General features: G+C 70.6%; 19 protein-coding genes. 4 read left to right on the top strand and 15 right to left on the bottom strand.

Annotated elements, in window-relative coordinates:
* The first annotated feature begins 128 nt into the window (after window positions 1-128).
* Together ACPPVW_RS00270 and ACPPVW_RS00275 are read left to right on the top strand one after the other, a co-directional pair.
* A complete protein-coding gene (locus ACPPVW_RS00270; RefSeq protein ID WP_426624576.1) occupies window positions 129-575 on the top strand; it encodes a hypothetical protein in 447 nt (148 codons plus the stop codon).
* Window positions 576-619: 44 nt separating this feature from the next.
* Complete coding sequence (locus ACPPVW_RS00275) at window positions 620-1,921, top strand: MFS transporter (RefSeq protein ID WP_426626345.1); 1,302 nt, start codon at window positions 620-622, stop codon at window positions 1,919-1,921.
* Between the two features lie 78 nt (window positions 1,922-1,999).
* Here ACPPVW_RS00275 and ACPPVW_RS00280 read toward each other — a convergent pair whose 3' ends face one another.
* Complete coding sequence (locus ACPPVW_RS00280) at window positions 2,000-2,635, bottom strand: putative glycolipid-binding domain-containing protein (protein ID WP_426624577.1); 636 nt, start codon at window positions 2,633-2,635, stop codon at window positions 2,000-2,002.
* 93 nt (window positions 2,636-2,728) lie between these two features.
* The gene (locus tag ACPPVW_RS00285) at window positions 2,729-3,898 is read right to left on the bottom strand and encodes a citrate/2-methylcitrate synthase (protein WP_426624578.1); all 1,170 of its coding nucleotides are present in this window, start codon (window positions 3,896-3,898) and stop codon (window positions 2,729-2,731) included.
* 51 nt (window positions 3,899-3,949) lie between these two features.
* Here ACPPVW_RS00285 and ACPPVW_RS00290 point away from each other — a divergent pair, with 51 nt between their 5' ends.
* The gene (locus ACPPVW_RS00290) at window positions 3,950-5,179 is read left to right on the top strand and encodes a citrate/2-methylcitrate synthase (RefSeq protein WP_426624579.1); all 1,230 of its coding nucleotides are present in this window, start codon (window positions 3,950-3,952) and stop codon (window positions 5,177-5,179) included.
* A 35-nt stretch (window positions 5,180-5,214) separates the two neighbouring features.
* Here the strand turns inward: ACPPVW_RS00290 and ACPPVW_RS00295 are convergent, their stop codons facing one another.
* From ACPPVW_RS00295 to ACPPVW_RS00355, 13 genes are all read right to left on the bottom strand, one after another.
* Entirely contained in the window at window positions 5,215-5,874 is a 660-nt protein-coding gene (locus tag ACPPVW_RS00295) for a methionine ABC transporter permease (RefSeq protein WP_426624580.1), read from the bottom strand.
* Entirely contained in the window at window positions 5,871-6,896 is a 1,026-nt protein-coding gene (locus ACPPVW_RS00300) for a methionine ABC transporter ATP-binding protein (protein WP_426624581.1), read from the bottom strand. The genes ACPPVW_RS00295 and ACPPVW_RS00300 overlap by 4 nt, the downstream gene beginning before the upstream one ends.
* A gap of 4 nt (window positions 6,897-6,900) precedes the next feature.
* Window positions 6,901-7,857, bottom strand: coding sequence for a MetQ/NlpA family ABC transporter substrate-binding protein (locus tag ACPPVW_RS00305; RefSeq protein WP_426624582.1), 957 nt, complete (start codon window positions 7,855-7,857; stop codon window positions 6,901-6,903).
* 162 nt (window positions 7,858-8,019) lie between these two features.
* Window positions 8,020-8,445 (bottom strand): VOC family protein, encoded by a 426-nt coding sequence (locus ACPPVW_RS00310; protein WP_426624583.1) that lies wholly within the window; start codon window positions 8,443-8,445, stop codon window positions 8,020-8,022.
* A 356-nt stretch (window positions 8,446-8,801) separates the two neighbouring features.
* A complete protein-coding gene (locus ACPPVW_RS00315) occupies window positions 8,802-9,215 on the bottom strand; it encodes a helix-turn-helix transcriptional regulator (protein ID WP_426624584.1) in 414 nt (137 codons plus the stop codon).
* A 29-nt stretch (window positions 9,216-9,244) separates the two neighbouring features.
* Window positions 9,245-12,715 carry a TM0106 family RecB-like putative nuclease gene (locus ACPPVW_RS00320; RefSeq protein WP_426624585.1) on the bottom strand — a complete coding sequence of 1,157 codons (3,471 nt, stop codon included), beginning with the start codon at window positions 12,713-12,715 and terminating at the stop codon, window positions 9,245-9,247.
* A 115-nt stretch (window positions 12,716-12,830) separates the two neighbouring features.
* Entirely contained in the window at window positions 12,831-13,394 is a 564-nt protein-coding gene (locus ACPPVW_RS00325) for an HhH-GPD-type base excision DNA repair protein (RefSeq protein ID WP_426624586.1), read from the bottom strand.
* Window positions 13,395-13,531: 137 nt separating this feature from the next.
* Entirely contained in the window at window positions 13,532-14,410 is an 879-nt protein-coding gene (locus tag ACPPVW_RS00330) for an SseB family protein (protein ID WP_426624587.1), read from the bottom strand.
* The gene (gene priA, locus ACPPVW_RS00335) at window positions 14,394-15,140 is read right to left on the bottom strand and encodes a bifunctional 1-(5-phosphoribosyl)-5-((5-phosphoribosylamino)methylideneamino)imidazole-4-carboxamide isomerase/phosphoribosylanthranilate isomerase PriA (RefSeq protein ID WP_426624588.1); all 747 of its coding nucleotides are present in this window, start codon (window positions 15,138-15,140) and stop codon (window positions 14,394-14,396) included. The genes ACPPVW_RS00330 and priA overlap by 17 nt, the downstream gene beginning before the upstream one ends.
* 61 nt (window positions 15,141-15,201) lie before the next feature.
* Window positions 15,202-15,834, bottom strand: coding sequence for an imidazole glycerol phosphate synthase subunit HisH (gene hisH, locus ACPPVW_RS00340; RefSeq protein WP_426624589.1), 633 nt, complete (start codon window positions 15,832-15,834; stop codon window positions 15,202-15,204).
* Window positions 15,831-16,433 (bottom strand): imidazoleglycerol-phosphate dehydratase HisB, encoded by a 603-nt coding sequence (gene hisB, locus ACPPVW_RS00345; protein WP_426624590.1) that lies wholly within the window; start codon window positions 16,431-16,433, stop codon window positions 15,831-15,833. The genes hisH and hisB overlap by 4 nt, the downstream gene beginning before the upstream one ends.
* Window positions 16,430-17,563 (bottom strand): histidinol-phosphate transaminase, encoded by a 1,134-nt coding sequence (locus ACPPVW_RS00350; protein WP_426624591.1) that lies wholly within the window; start codon window positions 17,561-17,563, stop codon window positions 16,430-16,432. Before ACPPVW_RS00350 ends, hisB begins: the two co-directional genes overlap by 4 nt.
* 89 nt (window positions 17,564-17,652) lie before the next feature.
* Window positions 17,653-18,042 carry a LysM peptidoglycan-binding domain-containing protein gene (locus ACPPVW_RS00355; protein WP_426624592.1) on the bottom strand — a complete coding sequence of 130 codons (390 nt, stop codon included), beginning with the start codon at window positions 18,040-18,042 and terminating at the stop codon, window positions 17,653-17,655.
* A 235-nt stretch (window positions 18,043-18,277) separates the two neighbouring features.
* Here ACPPVW_RS00355 and lexA point away from each other — a divergent pair, with 235 nt between their 5' ends.
* Window positions 18,278-18,949, top strand: coding sequence for a transcriptional repressor LexA (gene lexA / locus ACPPVW_RS00360; protein WP_426624593.1), 672 nt, complete (start codon window positions 18,278-18,280; stop codon window positions 18,947-18,949).
* Window positions 18,950-19,075 lie beyond the last annotated feature (126 nt).

The following is a 19,075-nucleotide window of genomic DNA, read 5'->3' on the forward strand; positions in this document are numbered from 1 at the left end:
CTGCCTCATCAGCGCGCACGACCGCGCCGGGGAGTGCGAACCGGAACCGGCGGCGGAGCGCAGACATGGCCCCACCGTGCTCGCCCCGTGTGCGGCGCCCGCCCCCGCCTGGCGGTAAGATCGTCGTCGTGAGCACGCACACGATCGCCGACACCCGCACCACCACCTCCGACGACGTCGTCGTCGACGACGAGCAGGGCGGCCTCGTCCGCAGCCTGAGCGCAACGCTCCCGCCCCTGGTGGGCAACGCTCTCGCGACCCTCGTCGTGCTGGTCACCCTGGTCATCGGCGTCATCAGCCTGGTCGCGACCTGGACAGGAAACGCCGACGCCTTCCTGCCGCTGTTCCAGGTGACGGTCGCCGCCACGGTCGTCTCGCTCAACGCGCTCTACGCCCGCGGTACCTTCAGCTACGTGATCACCCTGATCGGCGCCATCCTCTGGCTCTGGGCGTCCGTCACGCCGTTCATGCCGTTCTGGCAGGTCGTGCTGCAGGCGGTCACGGTGACCATCATGCTCTTCGGCGTCGTCTTCTCGCTGGCGGCGGTCTCGCTCAGCAAGAAGCCCCGCTTCTGAGCACCGAGCAGGCTCCCGGCACGAAGGAGCCCGACGATACGCGGCTGTCGCGCACGCGGCACTTCGTCGACCTCAGCCCGCTGAAGGAGTCGCCGGCGTTCGCCCGGCTCTGGGCCGGCGGCGCCATCTCGGGCATCGGCGGCCAGATGACAGTCGTGGCTGTCGGCCTCCACATCTACGACCTGACCCACTCGACCCTCGCGGTCTCGCTCGTCGCGCTCTTCGCGCTCGGGCCGATGATCGCGTTCGGGCTCTACGGCGGCGTGCTCGCCGATGCCTTCGACCGGCGCACGGTCGCCCTCGTCACCGCGATCGTCGCCTGGGCCTCCACCGCCGGCATCGCTCTCTTCGCCTGGATGCATCTCGAGGTCGTCTGGCCGTTGTACGTGCTCACGACGATCAACGCGGCCGCGACGGTCATGATCGGTGCGACTAGGCAGGCGATCACGCCACGGCTCCTTCCCGCCCGCCTGCTGCCGGCGGCGAGCGCGCTCGGCGGCATCAGCATGGGCGTCATGGTGACGGTCGGCCCCGCACTGGCGGGCCTCCTGGTGGCGAGCGTCGGCATCCCCTGGACGTACACGGTCGACGTCATCCTGTTCACCGCGGCGTTCCTCGGGATCTTCACGCTCCCGTCCATCGTGCCGGAGGGCGAGCGGCAGAGCGCGGGTCTCTCGTCGGTCATGCAGGGGCTGCGGTTCCTGAAGACCGCGCCGAACCTTTCGATGACGTTCGTACTCGACCTGATCGCGATGACGTTCGGCCAGCCGCGCGCGCTATTCCCCGCGGTCGGCGCACTCCTGATCGGCGGAGGCCCGGTCACCGTCGGCATCCTGACCGCGGCCGGCGCGGTCGGCACCCTGATCTCGAGCGTGTTCTCCGGTCGCCTCGGGCACGTGCGCTGGCAGGGCCGCGCCGTCGAGCGGGCGATCCTGGTCTATGGCGCGTCCGTCCTCGGCTTCGGCATCGTGCTCGCGGTCGTCGCGCTCAGCGGCACGGCGGGAGGCGGTGCCTCGTTCGCCGAGGCGAACCTCCCCGCGCTGATCGCCGCGACCGTGCTTCTTGCGGCGTCCGGGGCGGCGGACAACGTCAGCGCGATCTTCCGGATGACCATCCTGCAGGCCTCCGCACCCGACGTCATGCGCGGCCGGCTCCAGGGCGTGTTCACGGTCGTCGTGGCGGGAGGACCGCGCCTCGGCGACCTCTACATCGGCGTACTCGCGCTCACCGGGGCGCTCTGGTTCCCACCGCTGCTCGGCGGCCTCCTGATCGTGGTGCTGGTCGCGACGGTGGTACGCGTTCAGCGCGGCTTCCGCCACTACGACGCGCTCGCACCGACCCCCTGAGAGTCGCACTGGCGCCGAGGGGCACGTTGACGCCCCTAAAACGCGCTCTGAGGGGCGTTAAGGTGCACCTCGGCGCCTTCAGCGGGTGCGGATGCGCCGGGCGAGCCGCGGGTAGTCGATGACCAGGCCGTCCTCGTCGACGCCGAGGTCGGCCGTGAAGCCACTGCCGACGCTTCGATAGCGCACGACGGCACGCCCGGCCTCCGGGTCGAAGGGGTGCTCAGCGCTGTACGCCTGCCGGCTCGCGACGACCTCCAGCGACGGGAGGTCTACCCACGCCATCGTCAGCTCGGTCTCTTCGAGGCCATCCAGAGCGCCCAGCCGCAGGATCGGCATGGTGTTGGTCACCGGGCACAGTGCCAGGTCGCAGTCCACGGCTCCGTCGAGGTCGCGCGGGTCCGCGACCCCCGGCTCTGCCATCGGCGCGTCGTGGAAGCGGGTCTCGCCGTGCGTGTAGGACTCGCTGCTCCAGCGCCCATGGGCGTCACGGGCGAGCACCAGCCACCGCGTGAAACCGCGACCCGCCACCGCGACCGAGAGGCGGTCGGTCGCCCATCCGGAGGACGTCTCCAACTCCCAGCTCACCACATAGTCCGTCGTGCGCGAGGTCCCGAGGGCGTCGAGCCGGTCGGGTGCGAAGGTGACCACGGCCGCCTCCAACCGCTCCGGGTCCTCATCGCCGACCCACTCCACGTGCCGCACCGCTCCGCGCATCGCGCTCGCCTCCACTCACTCCCGCACCGCCGGACTCCGCCGTGCAGCACGATACGCTCCAGGACGCGAGCGGCGACAGCGGTCTGCCGTCGCTCAGGCCGCGGCCGTGGTCACGGGCAGCGGCACCGGAGCGGCGGGACCGTCGTACCGCGACGACGGCCGCAGGATCTTGCCGTCGGCCGCCTGCTCCAAGATGTGCGCCGTCCAGCCGACGACGCGGGCGACCGCGAACGTCGGTGTGAACAGTGAACGTGGGATCCCGCACAGCTCCATCACGACGCCGGCGTAGAACTCGACGTTGGTGTGCAGCCCCCGGCCGGGCTTGAGCTCTTCGAGCAGTTGCTGCACCCTGTCCTCCACCTGGACCGCGAAGGCCACCCGGTCACCGCCGAACCCCTGCGCCACCTCGCGGAGCAGCCGCGAGCGCGGGTCCTCGGTGCGGTAGACGGCGTGCCCGAACCCCATCACGCGACCTCCGCCGCGGACCGTGGCGGTGATCCACTCATCGATGCGGTCGGGAGTGCCGATCGCGTCGAGCGTGTCCAGCGCACGGCTCGGCGCTCCCCCGTGCAGCGGGCCGGACAGCGCTCCGAGCGCGCCGTCCACGGCCGCCGCGACGTCGGCCCCGGTGGAGGCGATGACGCGCGCCGTGAACGTGGAGGCGTTGAAGCCGTGGTCGACGGCCGCGGTCAGGTACGCACTCAGCGCGTGCTCGTGGGCGGCGTCCGGAACGCGACCGGTGACCAGGCGCAGATAGTCGGCCACGTGGCCGAGGTCGTCGCGCGGCTCGGGAGGCGTGCCTCCGGTCGCGTAAGCGTGCAGCGATGCCAGGAGCACTGGCGTCACGGCGGCGATGCGGATCGCGTCCCGGATCCGCGTGTCGGAGTCCTCGTCGTAGACCGGCCGCATTCCGTCGTGCGCGGCGACGGCGGCGAGCGCCATGCGCAGTCCCGCGAGGGCGTCGCCGGCCGCCGTGAGCCGGGCGATCGCCGGCAGCACGTCGGCCACCTCGGCGGGGATGCGGCGGGCGGACGCGATGCGCTCACGGAACGCCGTCAGCTCGTCGGGCGCAGGGAGGCCGCCGAAGAGCAGCAGGAACCAGGTGTCCTCGAACGTCCGCTCGCGCGCGAGGTCGATCGCCGAGTACTGGCGGTAGTGGTAGAACCCCTCCTGCCCGCGCACGTCACCCAGCGCGGTGTGCGCGGCGACGACGTTGGTCAGTCCGCGGGGGACGTCGATCAGGGTGTCGTTCATGCGGTCCATGCCAGTAGTGTGAACGTGGATTCTTTGAACGTCAACGTTGATCGGATCAATATGTCCAGCCTTCCCGAAACGAATGCTCTTCCGCACCTCACCGCCGAGCAGACGGCCGAGCGCCTCGGCGTCAAACTCGAGACCCTCTACTCCTACGTGGCGCGCGGGCTGCTCAGCCGCACGCGCACGGCGGCCGGGTCCGCTTTCGACCCGCTGGAGGTCGAGACGTTCGCCGCCGCCAGGCGCCGCAAGGCGGCGCCCTCCCCTGCTCGCTCGGAGGGGCGACCGCTCATGGTCATCGAGACCGACTTCGCGTTGATCGACCACGGCGAGCTCTTCTACCGGGGACGCCCCGCCGCAGAACTGGCTCAGGAACCGTTCGAGGTGGTGGCGCGCTGGGCGCTCACCGGTCGCTGGGAGCCGGCCGCGCACTTCACCCCCGGGCCCGGGCTGGAGGCCGCTCGCCGGGTGGCGGAGGCGCTCCCTTCCGGTGCGGGCGACCGCGACCGGCAGCTGGTCGCCGTGACGGCGCTGGCCGCTGCCGACCCGCTGCGCACCTCCCTCGACCCGGAGGCCGTGGCGGGCGCGGCCGAACGGCTCATCGCCGGGATGGTGCAGGTGCTGCCGGTGAAGTCGCATCCCGTCGCGCCGCTCCTCGCGGCCGAGCTCTGGTCGCGCCTCTCGCCGCATCCCGCGTCACCGGAGCTGCTGCGGACGCTCGACGCGGCGCTCGTACTGCTGCTCGACCACGATCTCGCGGTGTCCACGCTCGCGGCACGCGCCGCGGCCTCCGCCCGGGCGACGCCGTACGCCGTCGTGGTCGCCGGGCTCGGCGCGCTCGACTCGCCGCTGCACGGCAACGCCAGCCGCGCGGCCCAGCGGATGCTCGCGCGCGTCGCCGCCGGCGAGCAGCCGGCCCGAGTCGTCGCCGACGCCGTCGTGGACGGCCGCGGCCCGGTCCCCGGGTTCGGCCAGCCGCTGTACCCGGAGGGCGACCCGCGCGCAAGGATCCTGCTGGGAATGCTCGCCGACGATCCCGCGGGCGCGACCGTGGTGGAAACCGTCGGAGCGCTCACCGAGCTCCTCCACGACCGCACGGGCGCCGCGCCGAACTCGGACCTCGCCCTGGCCGCGCTCTCGCTCGCCGGCGGGATGGCCGACGACGCGGGCGAGGTGATCTTCGCCACCGCGCGCACCGCCGGCTGGATCGTCCACGCCCTCGCCGAGTACCGCGAGCGTCCCCTCCGCCTGCGCCCCGTCGGCCGCTACACCCCCGTGCCGCAGGCCTAGCAGCCTCCGCCGCTGAGCTACGGTGAGCCTTGAGGTCAGCGGCGGAGGGCCTTGCGCGCGAGGGTGTTGCCGAGGAACTGGGCGAGCTGCACCAGGATGACGATGGTGAGCACCGCGACCCAGGTGACGACCCAGTTGTAGCGCTGGTAGCCGTACGAGATCGCGAAGTCGCCCAAGCCGCCGCCGCCGAGGCTGCCGGCGACCGCCGACAGATCCACGATCGCGACGAACACGAAGGTGTAGCCCAGGATCAGCGGGCCGAGCGCCTCCGGGATGAGCAGCGTCGAGACGATCCGCCACGGGCTCGATCCCATCGCCCGCGCGGCCTCGATCACGCCGGGGTCGATCGTCACGAGGTTCTGCTCGACGATGCGCGAGATCGCGAACGTCGCCGCGATCGTCATCGGGAAGATCGCGGCCGGCGTGCCCAGGAACGTCCCGAGCGCCGCCTGCGTCAGCGGGGCGACCGCCGTCATGAAGATGATGAACGGGATCGGTCGGACGAAGTTGACCAGGACGTTGAGCACCGTCGACAGCGCGCGGTTCTGCAGCAGGCCACCCGGACGCGTCGTGTACAGCAGGACACCGAGCGCGAGCCCCAGCACGCCTCCCAGCACGAGCGTCGCGACGACCATCCACAGCGTCTGGCCGATGGAGGTCAGGTACACGGGCCACAGCGTCGACCAGTCGGTCATGCTGCCACCTCCTCGACCTCGGTGACCGTGCGCAGCTCGGCGATCAGCGCGTCCACGTCGCCCGGCTCGCCGAGCAGCTCGAGTGTGAGGCTGCCGAACGACTTGCCCTGCAGCGCGGAGATGCCGCCGTAGACGATCTCGAAGCGCACGCCGTGGCGGCCGACGGCGTCGGAGAGCACCGCGCCGAGCCGGCCGTCGTCGTGGATGCGCGCCGAGACGATCCGCCCGGAGTGCTTGCCGCGCAGGCGCGCCACGTCGGCGGCACCTGGCTGATTGCGCAGGACGGTGCCGACGAAGCGCTGCGAGGTGGGGGTCTGCGGGTCGGAGAACACCTCGAACACGGTGCCGGTCTCGATCACCCGGCCGGAGTCGAGCACGGCGACGCGGTCGGCGATCGAGCGCACGACCTCCATCTCGTGCGTGATCACGACGATGGTGACACCGAGTTCGTCGTTGACCCGCTTCAGCAGTGCCAGCACGTCGGAGGTGGTCTCCGGGTCGAGAGCGCTCGTGGCCTCGTCGGCCAGCAGGATGGCGGGGTTGGTCGCCAGAGCGCGGGCGATGCCGACGCGCTGCTTCTGGCCTCCCGACAGCTGGTCGGGATAGGCCCACGCCTTGTCGGTCAGGCCGACGAACGCCAGGAGCTCGGCCACGCGCTGCTTGCGCTCGTCCGCGGGCCAGCCCGCGACCTTCAGCGGGTAGGCGATGTTCGCGAACACCGTGCGCGACCGGAACAGGTTGAACTGCTGGAAGATCATGCCGATGCCAGCCCGCACGTCGCGCAGGTCGCGCTCACGCAGTGTCGTCAGGTCGCGGCCGTCCACGATCACCGAGCCGGACGTCGGATGCTCGAGCGCGTTGATGAGCCGCAGGAGCGTGCTCTTGCCCGCGCCCGAGTAGCCGATGATGCCGAAGATCTCGCCGCGTTCGATCGTCAGGTCGATGTTCTCGACAGCGGCGACCGCGGCGTCACCCGAGCGGAAGCTCTTGGTGACGCCGCGGAACTCGATGAGAGAGCTCACGTGCCTACTTCGCCGCCTCGATCGTCTTCTCGAGCGAGTGCAGGATGTCGATGAGGTCGGCCTGCGGCCGCTGGACGAGGACGGCGGTGTTCTTGGAGTCCGCCAGCACCGCGTCCTGGACCGCCTTGGTGTGGTAGAGCTCGGCGATCTTCCGGTAGGTCGCGTTGCCCTTGTCCTTGTCGCGCGCCACGAAGGCGTTGATGTAGGGCTCAGCAGCGGCGCTCTTCGGGTCGTCCTTGAATAGAGCCGACTCGGGGTCGATGCCGGCCGGGCCGACGAAGGTGTTGTTGATGACGGCGCCGGCCGCCGAGTCGAGAGCGGGCGCCGTCTGGGCGGCATCCACCGCGATCACCTTCACTGTGGACGCCGACGCGTCGATGTCGGCGGGCGTCGCGAGTGTGTTGCCACCGTTCTTGAGCGCGAGGAGGCCGGCCTTCTGGAGGACGAGAAGCGCGCGCGCCTGGTTGGTCGGATCGTTCGGGATCGCGATCTCGGCGCCGCTCGGAATCTCGTCGAGCTTCGAGTACTTCTTCGAGTAGAGAGACAGCGGCACGACGTAGGTGGACGCGATCGGCACCAGGTTCTGGTGCGCCTGCACGTTGTAGTTCGCGAGGAACTGCAGGTGCTGGAACAGGTTCAGGTCGAGCAGCCCGTCGGCGAGCGCCGGGTTGGCCTGCTGGTAGTCCTTGAAGCCCACGACCTGGATGTCGATGCCCTCCTTCGCAGCCTCCTTCTTCAGGATCGGCCAATACGGCGCCGACTGCTCGGTCGTCCCGATCTTCACCGTCACCGACTTGGCCGCCGCGTCGGCGGAGCCGGAGTTGTTGGCGTTCACGGCCGCGACCACGGCGACCACGGCGACGACCGCGACGATGGCGAGACCGACGATCCACGGCGTCTTGGAGCGCTTCGGCTTCTCGGGAAGGGCGGGAACGGTCCCTGGCGGGGTGGCGTCGGGCATGGCTGTGCCTCTCTTGTGAAGGGGTGGGATGTGCCGGCGAACGGTTGGCGGCACATCAGCCTTTCAAGCGGGACACAGGCGGTCAAAACGCGTTCCGGAATATTACGTCACAGAGCAGATCGCCGATTCCTCATTTCAGGCTCGGCGATCCGCCCCGCGGCGCTACGCGTTCTGCGGCTGCGGCGTCGACTGCAGGATGCGGACCATGTTGCCCGACGGGTCGCGGAACGCGCAGTCACGTGGACCCCAGGGCTGGTCCTTCGGCTCCTGGAGGACCTCCGCGCCGCTCGCGCGCACCCGCTCGAAGACGGAGTCGAGGTCGTCCTCGGTGCGGAACACGACGTTGGCGAGTACGCCCTTCGTGACGAGTTCCTGGATGGCGTCGCCGTCCGACTGCGAGCGGCCGGCGTAGGGGTCGGACAGTACGATCTCGGTGCCCTCGCGCCCGGCGACGCCCAGCGTGATCCAGTGGTGACCGCCGGAGGCGACGTCGTTGAGCACGTCGAGCCCGAGCGCGTCGCGGTAGAACGTGAGGGACTCCTCGGGGTCGGTGACGGTGATGTGCGAGTACTGAAGCGAAATAGTCATGCCGCCACTCTAGGAACGGCGGGCGCTGTGCGCTTCTCCATTTCTGCTCGACATCGATCCGCCGCTCAGCCCGGCAGCCGCTTCGACCGCCCAAGCTCGACCCCGGGTCGCCGCTCAGCCGGCAGCGGTTTCGACCGCCCAAGCTCGACCCCGGGTCGCCGCTCAGCCGGCAGCGGTTTCGACCGCCCAAGCTCGACCCCGGGTCGCCGCTCAGCCGGCAGCGGTTTCGACCGCCCAGGTTCGACTCCGGGTCGCCGCTCAGCCCGGCAGCGGTTTCGACCGCCCAGGTTCGACTCCGGGTCTCCGCTCAGCCCGGCAGCGGTTTCGACCGCCCAGGTTCGACTCCGGGTCTCCGCTCAGCCCGGCAGCGGTTTCGACCGTACCGGCCGGGTGCGCTGCTTGGCGATGCAGTTGGGCATCGCCATCACCGCGCGGTGCTCGCGCGTGCGGTAGCTCGACGGCGACTCGCCCACCACCTCCGCGAACTTCGAACTGAACGAGCCGAGGGAGGTACAGCCGACGGCCATGCACGCCTCAGTGACCGTCATCCCCTCGCGCAGCAGCGACATCGCCCGCTCGATCCGCCGGGTCATCAGATAGCTGTAGGGGGTCTCCCCGTACACCGCCCGGAACCGGCGCGAGAAGTGCGAAGGCGACATGAAGGCGGAGGCCGCCATCGTCGGCACGTCGAGCGGCTCGGCGTACTGGCGATCGATCAGGTCGCGCGCTCGTCGCAGGATGACGAGCTCCTCCAGTTCTTCCGGTGACACGCCTCCACGGTAGCCCGCGCTCGCGCCGCTCACCAGCCGCTCTCGACCAGCCGGATGAAGGCACTCAGCTCGCCGACCCCGGCCGGCGTCGTCGGCAGGAACTCGGTGAGATCTGGCGAGTGGACGAGGTACGCCGCCCATTTCGCCCGGGAGATCGCGACGTTCAGCCGGTTCTTCGACAGCAGGAACGACATCCCCCGCGGAACGTCGGCCGCGGAGGAGGCGGCCAGGCTTACGATCGCGATCGCGGCCTCCTGCCCCTGGAACTTGTCGACGGTGCCGACGCGCACCTCCGGGAACCCGGCTGCGTCGAGCGCCTCGCGCACCTCGGCCAGTTGCGCGTTGTAGGGGGTGACGACGATCATGTCGCCCTCGGCGAGAGGCGTCTCGTCGCGGCCCGCGGCCGGATCCGTCCAGGAGCGGCCGACCAGGTCGCGCACGATGGCGACCACGGCCTGGGCCTCCTGAGCCGACGCGGTCGCGTTGCCGGTGTGCTCGACGGCAACCGGGTGGAGGCCGGGGACGACCCCGGCGAGCTCGCGCTCGCGCGCGCACGGATGGGCGTGCAGCCGCCCTTCGTACGACAGTGCGGAGACGGCCTCGGCGAGGGCCGGGTGGAGGCGGCGGCTCTCGGCGAGGAAGTAGCCGAACTCCGCCGGGAGCACATCGTGCCCGTCGCTCACCCAGCCGAGGGCGGAACCGTCGACCGGCTCGGGATGGCTCCCCTGGCTCACCTGGGGCAGCTGCTGCGGGTCGCCGAGCAGCAGCAGGTTGCGGGCCGCCACCCCCACGGCGATGGTCGACGCCAGCGAGAACTGGCCCGCCTCGTCGACGACGAGCAGGTCGAGGCTCTCGCGCGGGACGCGCGCCGGGTTGGCGAAGTCCCACGCCGTGCCGCCGAGGACGAAGCCGCTCGCCTCGCGCTCTGCTGCGAACTCGAGCTGGCCGTTCCTGCGCAGCGGGGTGAACCGCGGCGACTCCGCGGAGCCGCTGGGCACCTTTCCGACGAGCGCGGCGTCCAGCCCGGTGGCGACGACCCGGTCGAGCAGGTTCTCGACGACCGCGTGCGACTGCGCCACGACACCGACGCGCCAGCCGTGTTCGGCGACCAAGCGTGCGATCACGTGCGCACCGAGATACGACTTGCCGGTTCCGGGAGGCCCCTGGACGGCGAGGTACGACGTGTCGAGGTCGAGGAGGCTGGCCGTGACGGCCGCGACACGCCCGCTGCCGTCCGGCGGCCCCTCGGGGGCGAGCAGGCCGGAGCGGGTGCGCGGCGGAGTCCGCCGCAGCAGGTCGACCGTCGCGTTCGTGGGCCAGCGACCCGCCTGCAGCGCGGTGAGCAGGGCCGTGCCCCACTCCCGGATCGCCTCCGCGAGCGGTCGCGTGTTGGGAGGAGCGGCTGGCGTGAGTGCGCTCGGGAGGTGGCCGTACGCGGCGACGTCCTCCGGCAGCGTCTCACGCACCAGCACGGAGCCGTCGTCGGCGACGGCGATGACGGCGACGGTGCGCACCGTGCGCGCGCCCGGCTGCGCGCGGAGCAGCCGGAATGGTCCCGGGTACTCGTAGAGGAGGAACGGCCCGGAGCTCTCGCTGACCCGCACCGAGCTCCCCGCACCCCACTGGCCCGAGAGCAGCAGCTCGCGTCGCTCGACGCGCTGGCCTTCGTCGAGATACCAGCCGCGGACCACCCGGGCGGACTCGACCACCAGCACGTCACGGGTGTCCGCCCACTCCTCCACCGGCTGGATCAGCCGGGCGTAGTGGCTCTGCCAGAAGCTCTTCTGCTCTCGCCGGTGGAAGTCGATCGCCGCCGCCGCGAGAGCGACGGCCTCGCGATCGGGCGTGCGGTGCGGGTCGAGCGGATCGCCCGCGTAGGCCAGCAGACCCGCGCGGAGCGGGGACGCCTCTGGAGCGATCTCCGGCTCCGCCGGCGGCGCGGCGCCGATCGGGACGCCGTTCTCCCCCGCCCGGGCGAGGAGCCAATCGCGCAGCCGCAGCGTCGAGACGCAGTCGTAGCGGTTGTAATCGCCGAGCGCGTCGAGCAACGGCTGCGCCTCGTCGAGGCGGCCGAGCGCGATGAGGTCGCGGGCGTTCGCGTACTCGGTGATCGAGTCGGCGCCGTTCGTCACCTCGCTGAGCCGCAGCTCCGAGCCCATGTAGAGCGGCTCCAGCTTCTTGATCGAATACGAGCGCGACCCGACCCGCACGGACTTGCGGACGAGGGGGTAGAGGTCGACCATCACGCTGTCGCGAAGCAGGGCGTCGACCTCCTCTTCGCCGACGCCGTGCCGGGCGGCGAGGGACAGCAGGTGGGTCTGCTCGTAGGCCGCGTAGTGGTAGATGTGCATGCCGGGGAACACGGCGCGTCGCTCGCGGACGAACGCGAGGAACCGTTCGAGTGCGACGCGCTCCTCGGCGAAGTCGTGCGCCCAGAACGCGGTGAACCGCGCATCCTGGTCGACCATCCCGAACAGGTAGTCGAGGTTCCAGCGCTCCCCCGCGCCCTCGGTGTAGAGCGGGTCGCCCTCGAAGTCGAAGAAGATGTCGCCCGGGTCGGGCTCCGGCAGCACCGCGAGCACCGGGGCGTTGAAAACGCGGATCGGCGGCGGTGCGCCCTCCACTGCCTCCAGCTGCAGGCGCGCCTGTTCGCGCAGCCCCGTCAGGGTGCCCTCGGTGACGCCCTCGACCGGGCCGGTGGAGGCCGCGAGCGCGTCGATCGTCGTGATGCCGGCGGCGATCAGGCGCTCCCGCTGCGTCACCCGCATGCCGGCCACGAGCAGCACGTCGCGCGCGGCCTGCACCTCGGCGTCGCAGGTGTCGCACCGGCCGCAGACGGTGAACCGCGGATCGCCCCAGGCCACCGGCCCGGTGTCGATGACGTGCGCGGCGATGACCTCCAGGAGGCGTGCGCGCCGCTTGCGGTAGACGGGCTCGATGTCGCAGAGCCGGTGTTCGCTCACCGACCCGTCCCCAAGCAGCAGTTCGACGATGCCGTCGACCTCGACACCGGTGCGGCGCAGCTGATCGGCGTACGCGGCGAGCTGCAGGAGGGCCGTGACGCGCGCGCTGCGGGCGAGCTTGGAGTCCTGCACTCGATAACGCCCGTCGGGCAGGCGCACCACGAAGTCGGCGAACCCGACGAACGAGCCGTCGAAGAACGTGGCCTGGAAGACGACCTCGCTGGCCCGTTCGAACGCACGCGCCGTGGAGGCCACGGCCTCGGCCAGCGAATCGGCCGTCAGTTGCTGCGGCCGCTCGATCTCGGCGACCCCTGCCCCCGCCCCGGCGCCAAACCGGTCGCGGTAGCGCTCGAGGATGTGGTGCTCGTGCTCGTCGCCAAGGCGGGAGGAGCGCACATACATCGGGTCGTCGACCTCGTCGGTCTTCTCGATCCGCCCCAGCTTCACATCGAGCGAGCGCAGGAAGGCGAACTCGCATTTCGACGCCTCGGTCAGGTCACTGGCGCTGGTGACGATCACACCGTCGAGTAAGAACACACCGCAACGCTATCGGCGCCCGCCGACATCCGGGTCGTGCCTGAAACGAGTTGGCAGGACACGCCGTCAGTGACGCTGGCGAGACGGCGTGTCCTGCCAACTCAACGTCGGCGCGTCAGCCCTTGGCCGCCGCCTTCATCGCACGCTTGTGCTCACGCACCCGCGTGAGCGAATCGGCGTCGACGATATCGGCCACCGAGCGGTAGCCATCCAGCCCGTAGTCACCTGCGGCCTCCCGCCAGCCGGACACGTCCAGCCCCTTCTGCTTGCCCAGCAGGGCGAGGAAGATCTTCGCCTTCTGCTCACCGAAGCCGGGCAGCGCCTTCAGCCGGCGCAGCACCTCCGCGCCGTCGGGCTCGCCCTGCGTCCAGATCGCGGGGGTGTCGCCTCCCCAGTCGGTCACGATCGCCGACGCGAGCGACTGCAGCCGGCCCGCCATCGAGCCGGGGAACCGGTGCACGGACGGTGTTTGCTTCATCACCTCGACGAGCTTCTCGGGGTCCAGCGCGGCGATGCCGGCGGGGTCGAGCGAGCCGAGCCGATCGCGCAGCTTTGCGGGGCCGACGAACGCGGTCTCCATCGCGATCTGCTGATCGAGCAGCATCCCGACGAGCAGAGCGAACGGGGACTGGTCGAGGAGGGCGTCCGCTTCGGCGTCGCCGGTGATCGAGAGAGGCATGCCTTCATGCTCCCATCCGCGTCATGCGATGAGCAACAGCACTCCGCGCGCCCGAACCGTTCGCCGAGGGGCACCTTCACGCCCCTAAAGTGCGCTTTTGAGGGCGTCAACGTGCCCCTCGGCACGGCGCAGCGGGCTCAGGAGGCGGTGGCGAGTTGCACGCGGAGGGAGTCGACACGCGTCGCGATGGCGTCGTCGGCAGACCAGCGCTGGGCGAGCCGCGACAGGATGGCGTTCAGCTCCTCCGCAGTCAGCCCGCTCGCCAGCGTCAGCCGTACCACGAGCTCCTCGGCGACGAGCCGGCAGTCCGGGTCTCCCGCCAGCAGGTCGACGTCGAGCACGCCGAGCTCCGAGCCGACGGAAGCGCGGAACGCGTCGGCGACGACCGGGTCGCGATCGCTCGGCAACCACGGCAGCCCCTGAGCGAGCGCCCACACGGCGGGGCGCCGGAGGACGAACTCGGTTTCGGAGGTCGGGTCGAGCACGAGTAGCTCGGTCTCCTCCGACGCCGCGGCGAGTGCTGCGCGCGGGCCGGCCGCCGGAACGGGCCGGGCGGCGGGATTCCACGCCTGCATGGCCGTGACCGATGAGAACACCGGGAGGACACGACGCCCATCTGGCGCGGCGACCGTGACGATCGAGAGCTCCTGGGTCTTGTCGACCGCGAGCCCGGCGACGCTGGCGCCCTCCTCGCCCGGCTCGGCGATCAGCGGGATCAGGACCCGCACGCCACGGAAGGCGTCGACCACGGCCTCCGGACCGGCCTCGCCGGCCCTGAACGCGGCGAGCGCACCGAGCAGTGCGGGAGGCGCGGAGCCGTCGTCGTCGCCGAACGGGTTGTCGTCGAACTCGCGGCCCTCCCACGGCTGACCGGCTGAGTCGCCATGCGACGGGGTGTTGCCCGCGAGAGCCGCGGCGAAACCGGCCAGGCGCTCGGCGCCCGTCTCGGTCGGCTGCGGTCTCTGCTCGGCCTCGCGGTCGCTGGCGTCCTCCGGCGGCTCAGTCGCCGGCGACATCCAGCGCCTCGGGAAGTGTGAACGCGCCGGAGTAGAGCGCCTTGCCGACGATCGCGCCCTCCAGGCCGTGCGGGACCAACTCGCGCAGCGACGCGATATCGTCGAGGCTGGAGATGCCGCCGGAGGCGACGACGGGACGCTCGGTGCGCTCCATGACCTCGCGGAGCAGGTCGAGGTTCGGCCCCTTGAGGGTGCCGTCTTTGGTGACGTCGGTCACCACGTAGCGTGCGCAGCCGGCCTCTTCGAGTCGGGCGAGCACCTCCCACAGGTCGCCGCCGTCGCGCGTCCAACCGCGGGCTGCCAGGGTCGTGCCGCGCACATCCAGGCCGACGGCGATCGCCTCGCCGAAGCGGCCGATTACGTTCGCCGCCCACTCCGGGTTTTCCAGCGCCGCAGTCCCGAGGTTCACGCGCGTCGCGCCGATCTCCAGGGCCTGCTCCAGCGACCCGTCGTCGCGGATGCCGCCGGAGAGCTCGATGCGCACGCCTCTGGTCTGGCGAATCACCTTCTTCAGAAGGTCGCGGTTGCTCCCCCGGCCGAAGGCCGCGTCGAGGTCGACCAGGTGGATCCACTCGGCGCCGGCGTCAGCCCACTCGGCGGCCGCGTCGACCGGGTCTCCATAGCTGGTCTCGCTGCCGGCCTCGCCCTGGGTCAGGCGCACCGCCTTGCCGTCGGCCACGTCTACCGCGGGCAGCAGGACGAGCTTGGGCGTGTTGGTGAATTCGCTCATGTCGATGTCTTTCTCGAGTGGGGCTTCGATCGGGTCCGCGGGGCGGACGCGATGGGTCTCGCTACAGCGAGCCGATCCAGTTGCGGAGCAGTCGGAGGCCGGCGCTGCCGGACTTCTCGGGGTGGAACTGGGTCGCGGTGAGCGGCCCGTTCTCGACGGCGGCGACGAACCGCGAGCCGTGCTCGGCCCACGTCACACGGGGCTTCTGGAAGGGTCCCGTGGCCTCCAGCGTCCAGTCCTGCGCGGCATACGAGTGCACGAAGTAGAAGCGCTCGTCACGGATGCCGTCGAAGAGCACCGAGTCCTCCGGGGCCTCGACAGTGTTCCAGCCCATGTGCGGCACGACATCCGCGCGGATCAGATCGACGGTGCCCGGCCACTCGCCGAGCCCCTCGCTCTCGATCCCGTGCTCGACCCCGCGCTCGAACAGCACCTGCATGCCGACGCAGATGCCGAGGACGGGCCGGCCGCCCGCGAGCCGGCGGTCGATCACCTCGTCGCCGTGCGAGCCGCGGAGGGCGTCGATCACGGCGGCGAAGGCGCCGACGCCCGGGACCAGCAGACCGTCGGCCTCCTGCGCGCGGCGGCGGTTGCCGGTGAGCTCGACGCGGGCCCCAGCGGCCTCGAGGGCCTTGACCGCGGAGTGCACGTTGCCCGTGCCGTAGTCGAAGACGACGACGTCCGGTGCCGTCACAGCACACCCTTGGTCGAGGGGATGCCCGACACCTGCGGGTCCAGCGCCTTCGCCTGACGGAACGCCCGCGCGAAGGCTTTGAACTCGGCCTCGGCGATGTGGTGCGGGTCGCGGCCGCCGACGACCGTGATGTGCAGCGTGAGCCCTGAGTTGAACGCGATGGCCTCGAACACGTGACGCACCATCGACCCGGTGAAGTGGCCGCCGATCAGGTGGAACTCGAAGCCGGCGGGCTCGCCGCCGTGCACCAGGTACGGGCGGCCGGAGATGTCGACGACGGCCTGCACGAGCGCCTCGTCGAGCGGCACCATGGCGTCACCATACCGAGAGATGCCGGACTTGTCGCCGAGAGCCTCCCGGATCGCCTGACCGAGCACGATGCCGACATCTTCGACCGTGTGGTGCACGTCGATGTCGGTGTCGCCGCTCGCCCGCACCCGCAGGTCGGTGAGGGAGTGCTTCGCGAACGCGGTCAGCAGGTGGTCGAAGAACGGCACCGACGTGTGGATGTCGGCCGCGCCGGTGCCGTCGAGGTCGAGGCTCAGCTCGATGCTCGACTCGCTGGTGGCACGCTGGAGCTGGGCGGCGCGATTCGTCATGACTGAGAGTTTACTGGGGCCGCGCCGGTGTTCCCCGCCGCGGCAGCCGCTACTGGACGGCCCAGCGCGCGCAGTGCTTCCAGGAATGCCGTCGTCTCGGTCTCGGTGCCCGCCGTCACCCGCAGGTGGTGCGGAATGCCGACATCGCGGATGAGCACCCCGCGCTCGAGGAGAGCCTCGAAGATCGCGTGCGGGTCGTCGACTCCGCCGAAAAGCACGAAGTTGCTCCCGCTGCGGTGCGGCAGGTAGCCGAGCTCCGCGAGCTCGACGACCAAGCGGTCGCGCTGGGTACAGATCTCGCCCACCATGGCCAGCATCTCGTCCGTGTGCGCGAGCGCGCCGAGGGCGGCCGCCTGGGTGATCGCGGAGAGGTGGTAGGGCAGGCGTACCAGGCGCAGAGCGTCGACGACAGCCGGATCGGCCGCGAGATACCCGACGCGCGCGCCGGCGAAGGCGAAGGCCTTGCTCATTGTGCGCGAGACCAGGAGGCGCGGACGACCGGCGAGCAGCGAGAGCGCGGTCTGCTCGCCGTCCGGCAGGAACTCGGCGTAGGCCTCGTCGATGACCACGATGCCCGAGGCAGCATCGTAGACCGCCTCGATCGTCGCGAGGTCGAGCGGCGTGCCTGTCGGGTTGTTCGGCGAGCAGAGGATGACGATGTCCGGGTCGTGCTCGCGCACTGCTGCGGCGGCGGTCTGCGGCGACAGCTCGAACTCGTCGTCGCGGGGTGCTGCGATCCAGGAGGTGCCGGTGCCGGACGCCAGCAGCGGGTACATCGAGTAGGTGGGGGCGAAGCCGAGGAGGCTGCGCCCGGGACCGCCGAAGGCCTGGAGGATGTGCTGCAGGACCTCGTTCGACCCGTTGGCCGCCCAGATCTGCTCGGCGACGAGCCCGCGACCGAGGTACCGGGCGAACGCTTCACGCAGCTCCGTGAACTCCCGATCGGGATAGCGGTTCACACCGGTGACGGCCACGGCCACGCGCGCCACGATGTCGGCTGCGACGTCCTCCGGGACCGGATGCGTGTTCTCGTTCACGTTCAGCGCGACGGGCACGACCTTCTGGGGCGCACCGTACGGGGTGCGACCGCGGAGGTCGTCACGGATCGGAAGATCGGAGAGGGAGGTCACACCCCCAATGCTAGTCAACGCCAAATGGTCGTCAGCGTGACGAGCGGTACTTCGTCGTATGACGAAGGGCCTCCCAATGGCGGCCTACCCTACTTGTCGTACTGCGTCGGGATCGCGAGCTGCTGCCCCGGCGTGACGACCGCGGACTCCAGCCCGTTGAGCGAGACGAGATCGGCGATGACATCGCGCGGGTCGGCCTTGGGCGCCAGCCGCGCGGCGACCGACCAGAGCGAATCGCCCGGCTGCACCGTGACGTAGTGGAAGGTGAGGTGCGTCTGCTCGCCGGTGGCCGCGGCGACCCCGCCGTTGAGCGCGAAGACGAGAGCTCCGATCACGACAGGGAGGGCGACGAGAGCCATGAGCACGGCACGCCCGCGGCGCGTGAGGCGCAGGCGCACCTGCGCTGCGGCGGTACCACCCATTCCACCGTTCATGGACGCGCTATTCATGGTTGCGCTGCTCATGACTGCTGTGCTCATGATCGTGACCTCCTCGGGCTTCGTCGAAACTCTGTTGCGAATATATCTTCGAATGTTCGAAACCACAATTTGCGCTACGGAAGGGATTTCCGCACGAATTTCGAGACACACTCGAACGCATGTTTGTCGCGCCGCCGTATCGTGGATAAAGTTTCGATTGTCTGAAGGAAAGACAACCAGGCACCACCGACATTCGGTTCCGACCGGGTGCGGGTACGGTCACGAAGGGACGAGCGTGTCGAACGAGAACCAGGCTCCGCGCACGCGGCGCCGCAAGAACCTCAGCGAGAAGCAGCTCGCCATCCTCGACGTGATCCAGCGGTCGGTGAGCCAGCGCGGCTACCCGCCCAGCATGCGCGAGATCGGCGACGCCGTCGGCCTCTCCTCGCTCTCGTCCGTCACGCACCAGCTGAACCAGCTCGAGCTGAGCGGCTACCTGCGCCGCGACCCCAACCGTCCGCGCGCGCTCGAGATCCTGATCGACCTTCCCTCAGCGCCCGCACCGGACTTCGAGAACCAGACGCCCGTCGGCGATGCCGCCATGGTCCCGCTCGTCGGCCGCATCGCCGCCGGCATCCCGATCACCGCCGAGCAGCAGGTGGAGGAGGTCTTCCCGCTCCCCCGGCAGCTGGTCGGCAACGGCGAGTTGTTCATGCTCAAGGTCATCGGCGAGTCGATGATCGACGCCGCCATCTGCGACGGCGACTGGGTCGTCGTCCGCGCCCAGAACACGGCCGAGAACGGCGACATCGTCGCGGCCTTGCTCGACGAGGAGGCCACCGTCAAGGTGTTCCGGCAGCGCGACGGCCACACCTGGCTGCTCCCCCGCAACTCCAACTTCGAGCCGATCCTCGGCGACTACTCCCAGGTCCTCGGCAAGGTCGTCGCGGTCCTCCGCGCAGTGTAGCGCCGCCGCCTCCTCCGTCACGCTGTGAGACCCTGACGGAGGCGAAGACACCCGAGCCGACGCGGGACCCCGCCCTCCACTCCCGGTGTCGAGGCCTCCGCGATCCCCGCTCGTGAACCGTCGCAG

Origin of the sequence: Leifsonia sp. McL0607, from assembly GCF_049993355.1 — a bacterium.
Taxonomy (GTDB): domain Bacteria; phylum Actinomycetota; class Actinomycetes; order Actinomycetales; family Microbacteriaceae; genus Leifsonia.

What these genes read in the sequence shown, in the direction of transcription:
- ACPPVW_RS00280 (WP_426624577.1), bottom strand. Translation starts at nt 2,635, where the DNA reads ATGCGCGGAGCGGTGCGGCACGTGGAGTGGGTCGGCGATGAGGACCCG.
- ACPPVW_RS00285 (WP_426624578.1), bottom strand. Translation starts at nt 3,898, where the DNA reads ATGGACCGCATGAACGACACCCTGATCGACGTCCCCCGCGGACTGACC.
- ACPPVW_RS00290 (WP_426624579.1), top strand. Translation starts at nt 3,950, where the DNA reads ATGTCCAGCCTTCCCGAAACGAATGCTCTTCCGCACCTCACCGCCGAG.
- ACPPVW_RS00295 (WP_426624580.1), bottom strand. Translation starts at nt 5,874, where the DNA reads ATGACCGACTGGTCGACGCTGTGGCCCGTGTACCTGACCTCCATCGGC.
- ACPPVW_RS00305 (WP_426624582.1), bottom strand. Translation starts at nt 7,857, where the DNA reads ATGCCCGACGCCACCCCGCCAGGGACCGTTCCCGCCCTTCCCGAGAAG.
- ACPPVW_RS00310 (WP_426624583.1), bottom strand. Translation starts at nt 8,445, where the DNA reads ATGACTATTTCGCTTCAGTACTCGCACATCACCGTCACCGACCCCGAG.
- ACPPVW_RS00325 (WP_426624586.1), bottom strand. Translation starts at nt 13,394, where the DNA reads ATGCCTCTCTCGATCACCGGCGACGCCGAAGCGGACGCCCTCCTCGAC.
- ACPPVW_RS00330 (WP_426624587.1), bottom strand. Translation starts at nt 14,410, where the DNA reads ATGTCGCCGGCGACTGAGCCGCCGGAGGACGCCAGCGACCGCGAGGCC.
- priA (WP_426624588.1), bottom strand. Translation starts at nt 15,140, where the DNA reads ATGAGCGAATTCACCAACACGCCCAAGCTCGTCCTGCTGCCCGCGGTA.
- hisB (WP_426624590.1), bottom strand. Translation starts at nt 16,433, where the DNA reads ATGACGAATCGCGCCGCCCAGCTCCAGCGTGCCACCAGCGAGTCGAGC.
- ACPPVW_RS00355 (WP_426624592.1), bottom strand. Translation starts at nt 18,042, where the DNA reads ATGAGCACAGCAGTCATGAGCAGCGCAACCATGAATAGCGCGTCCATG.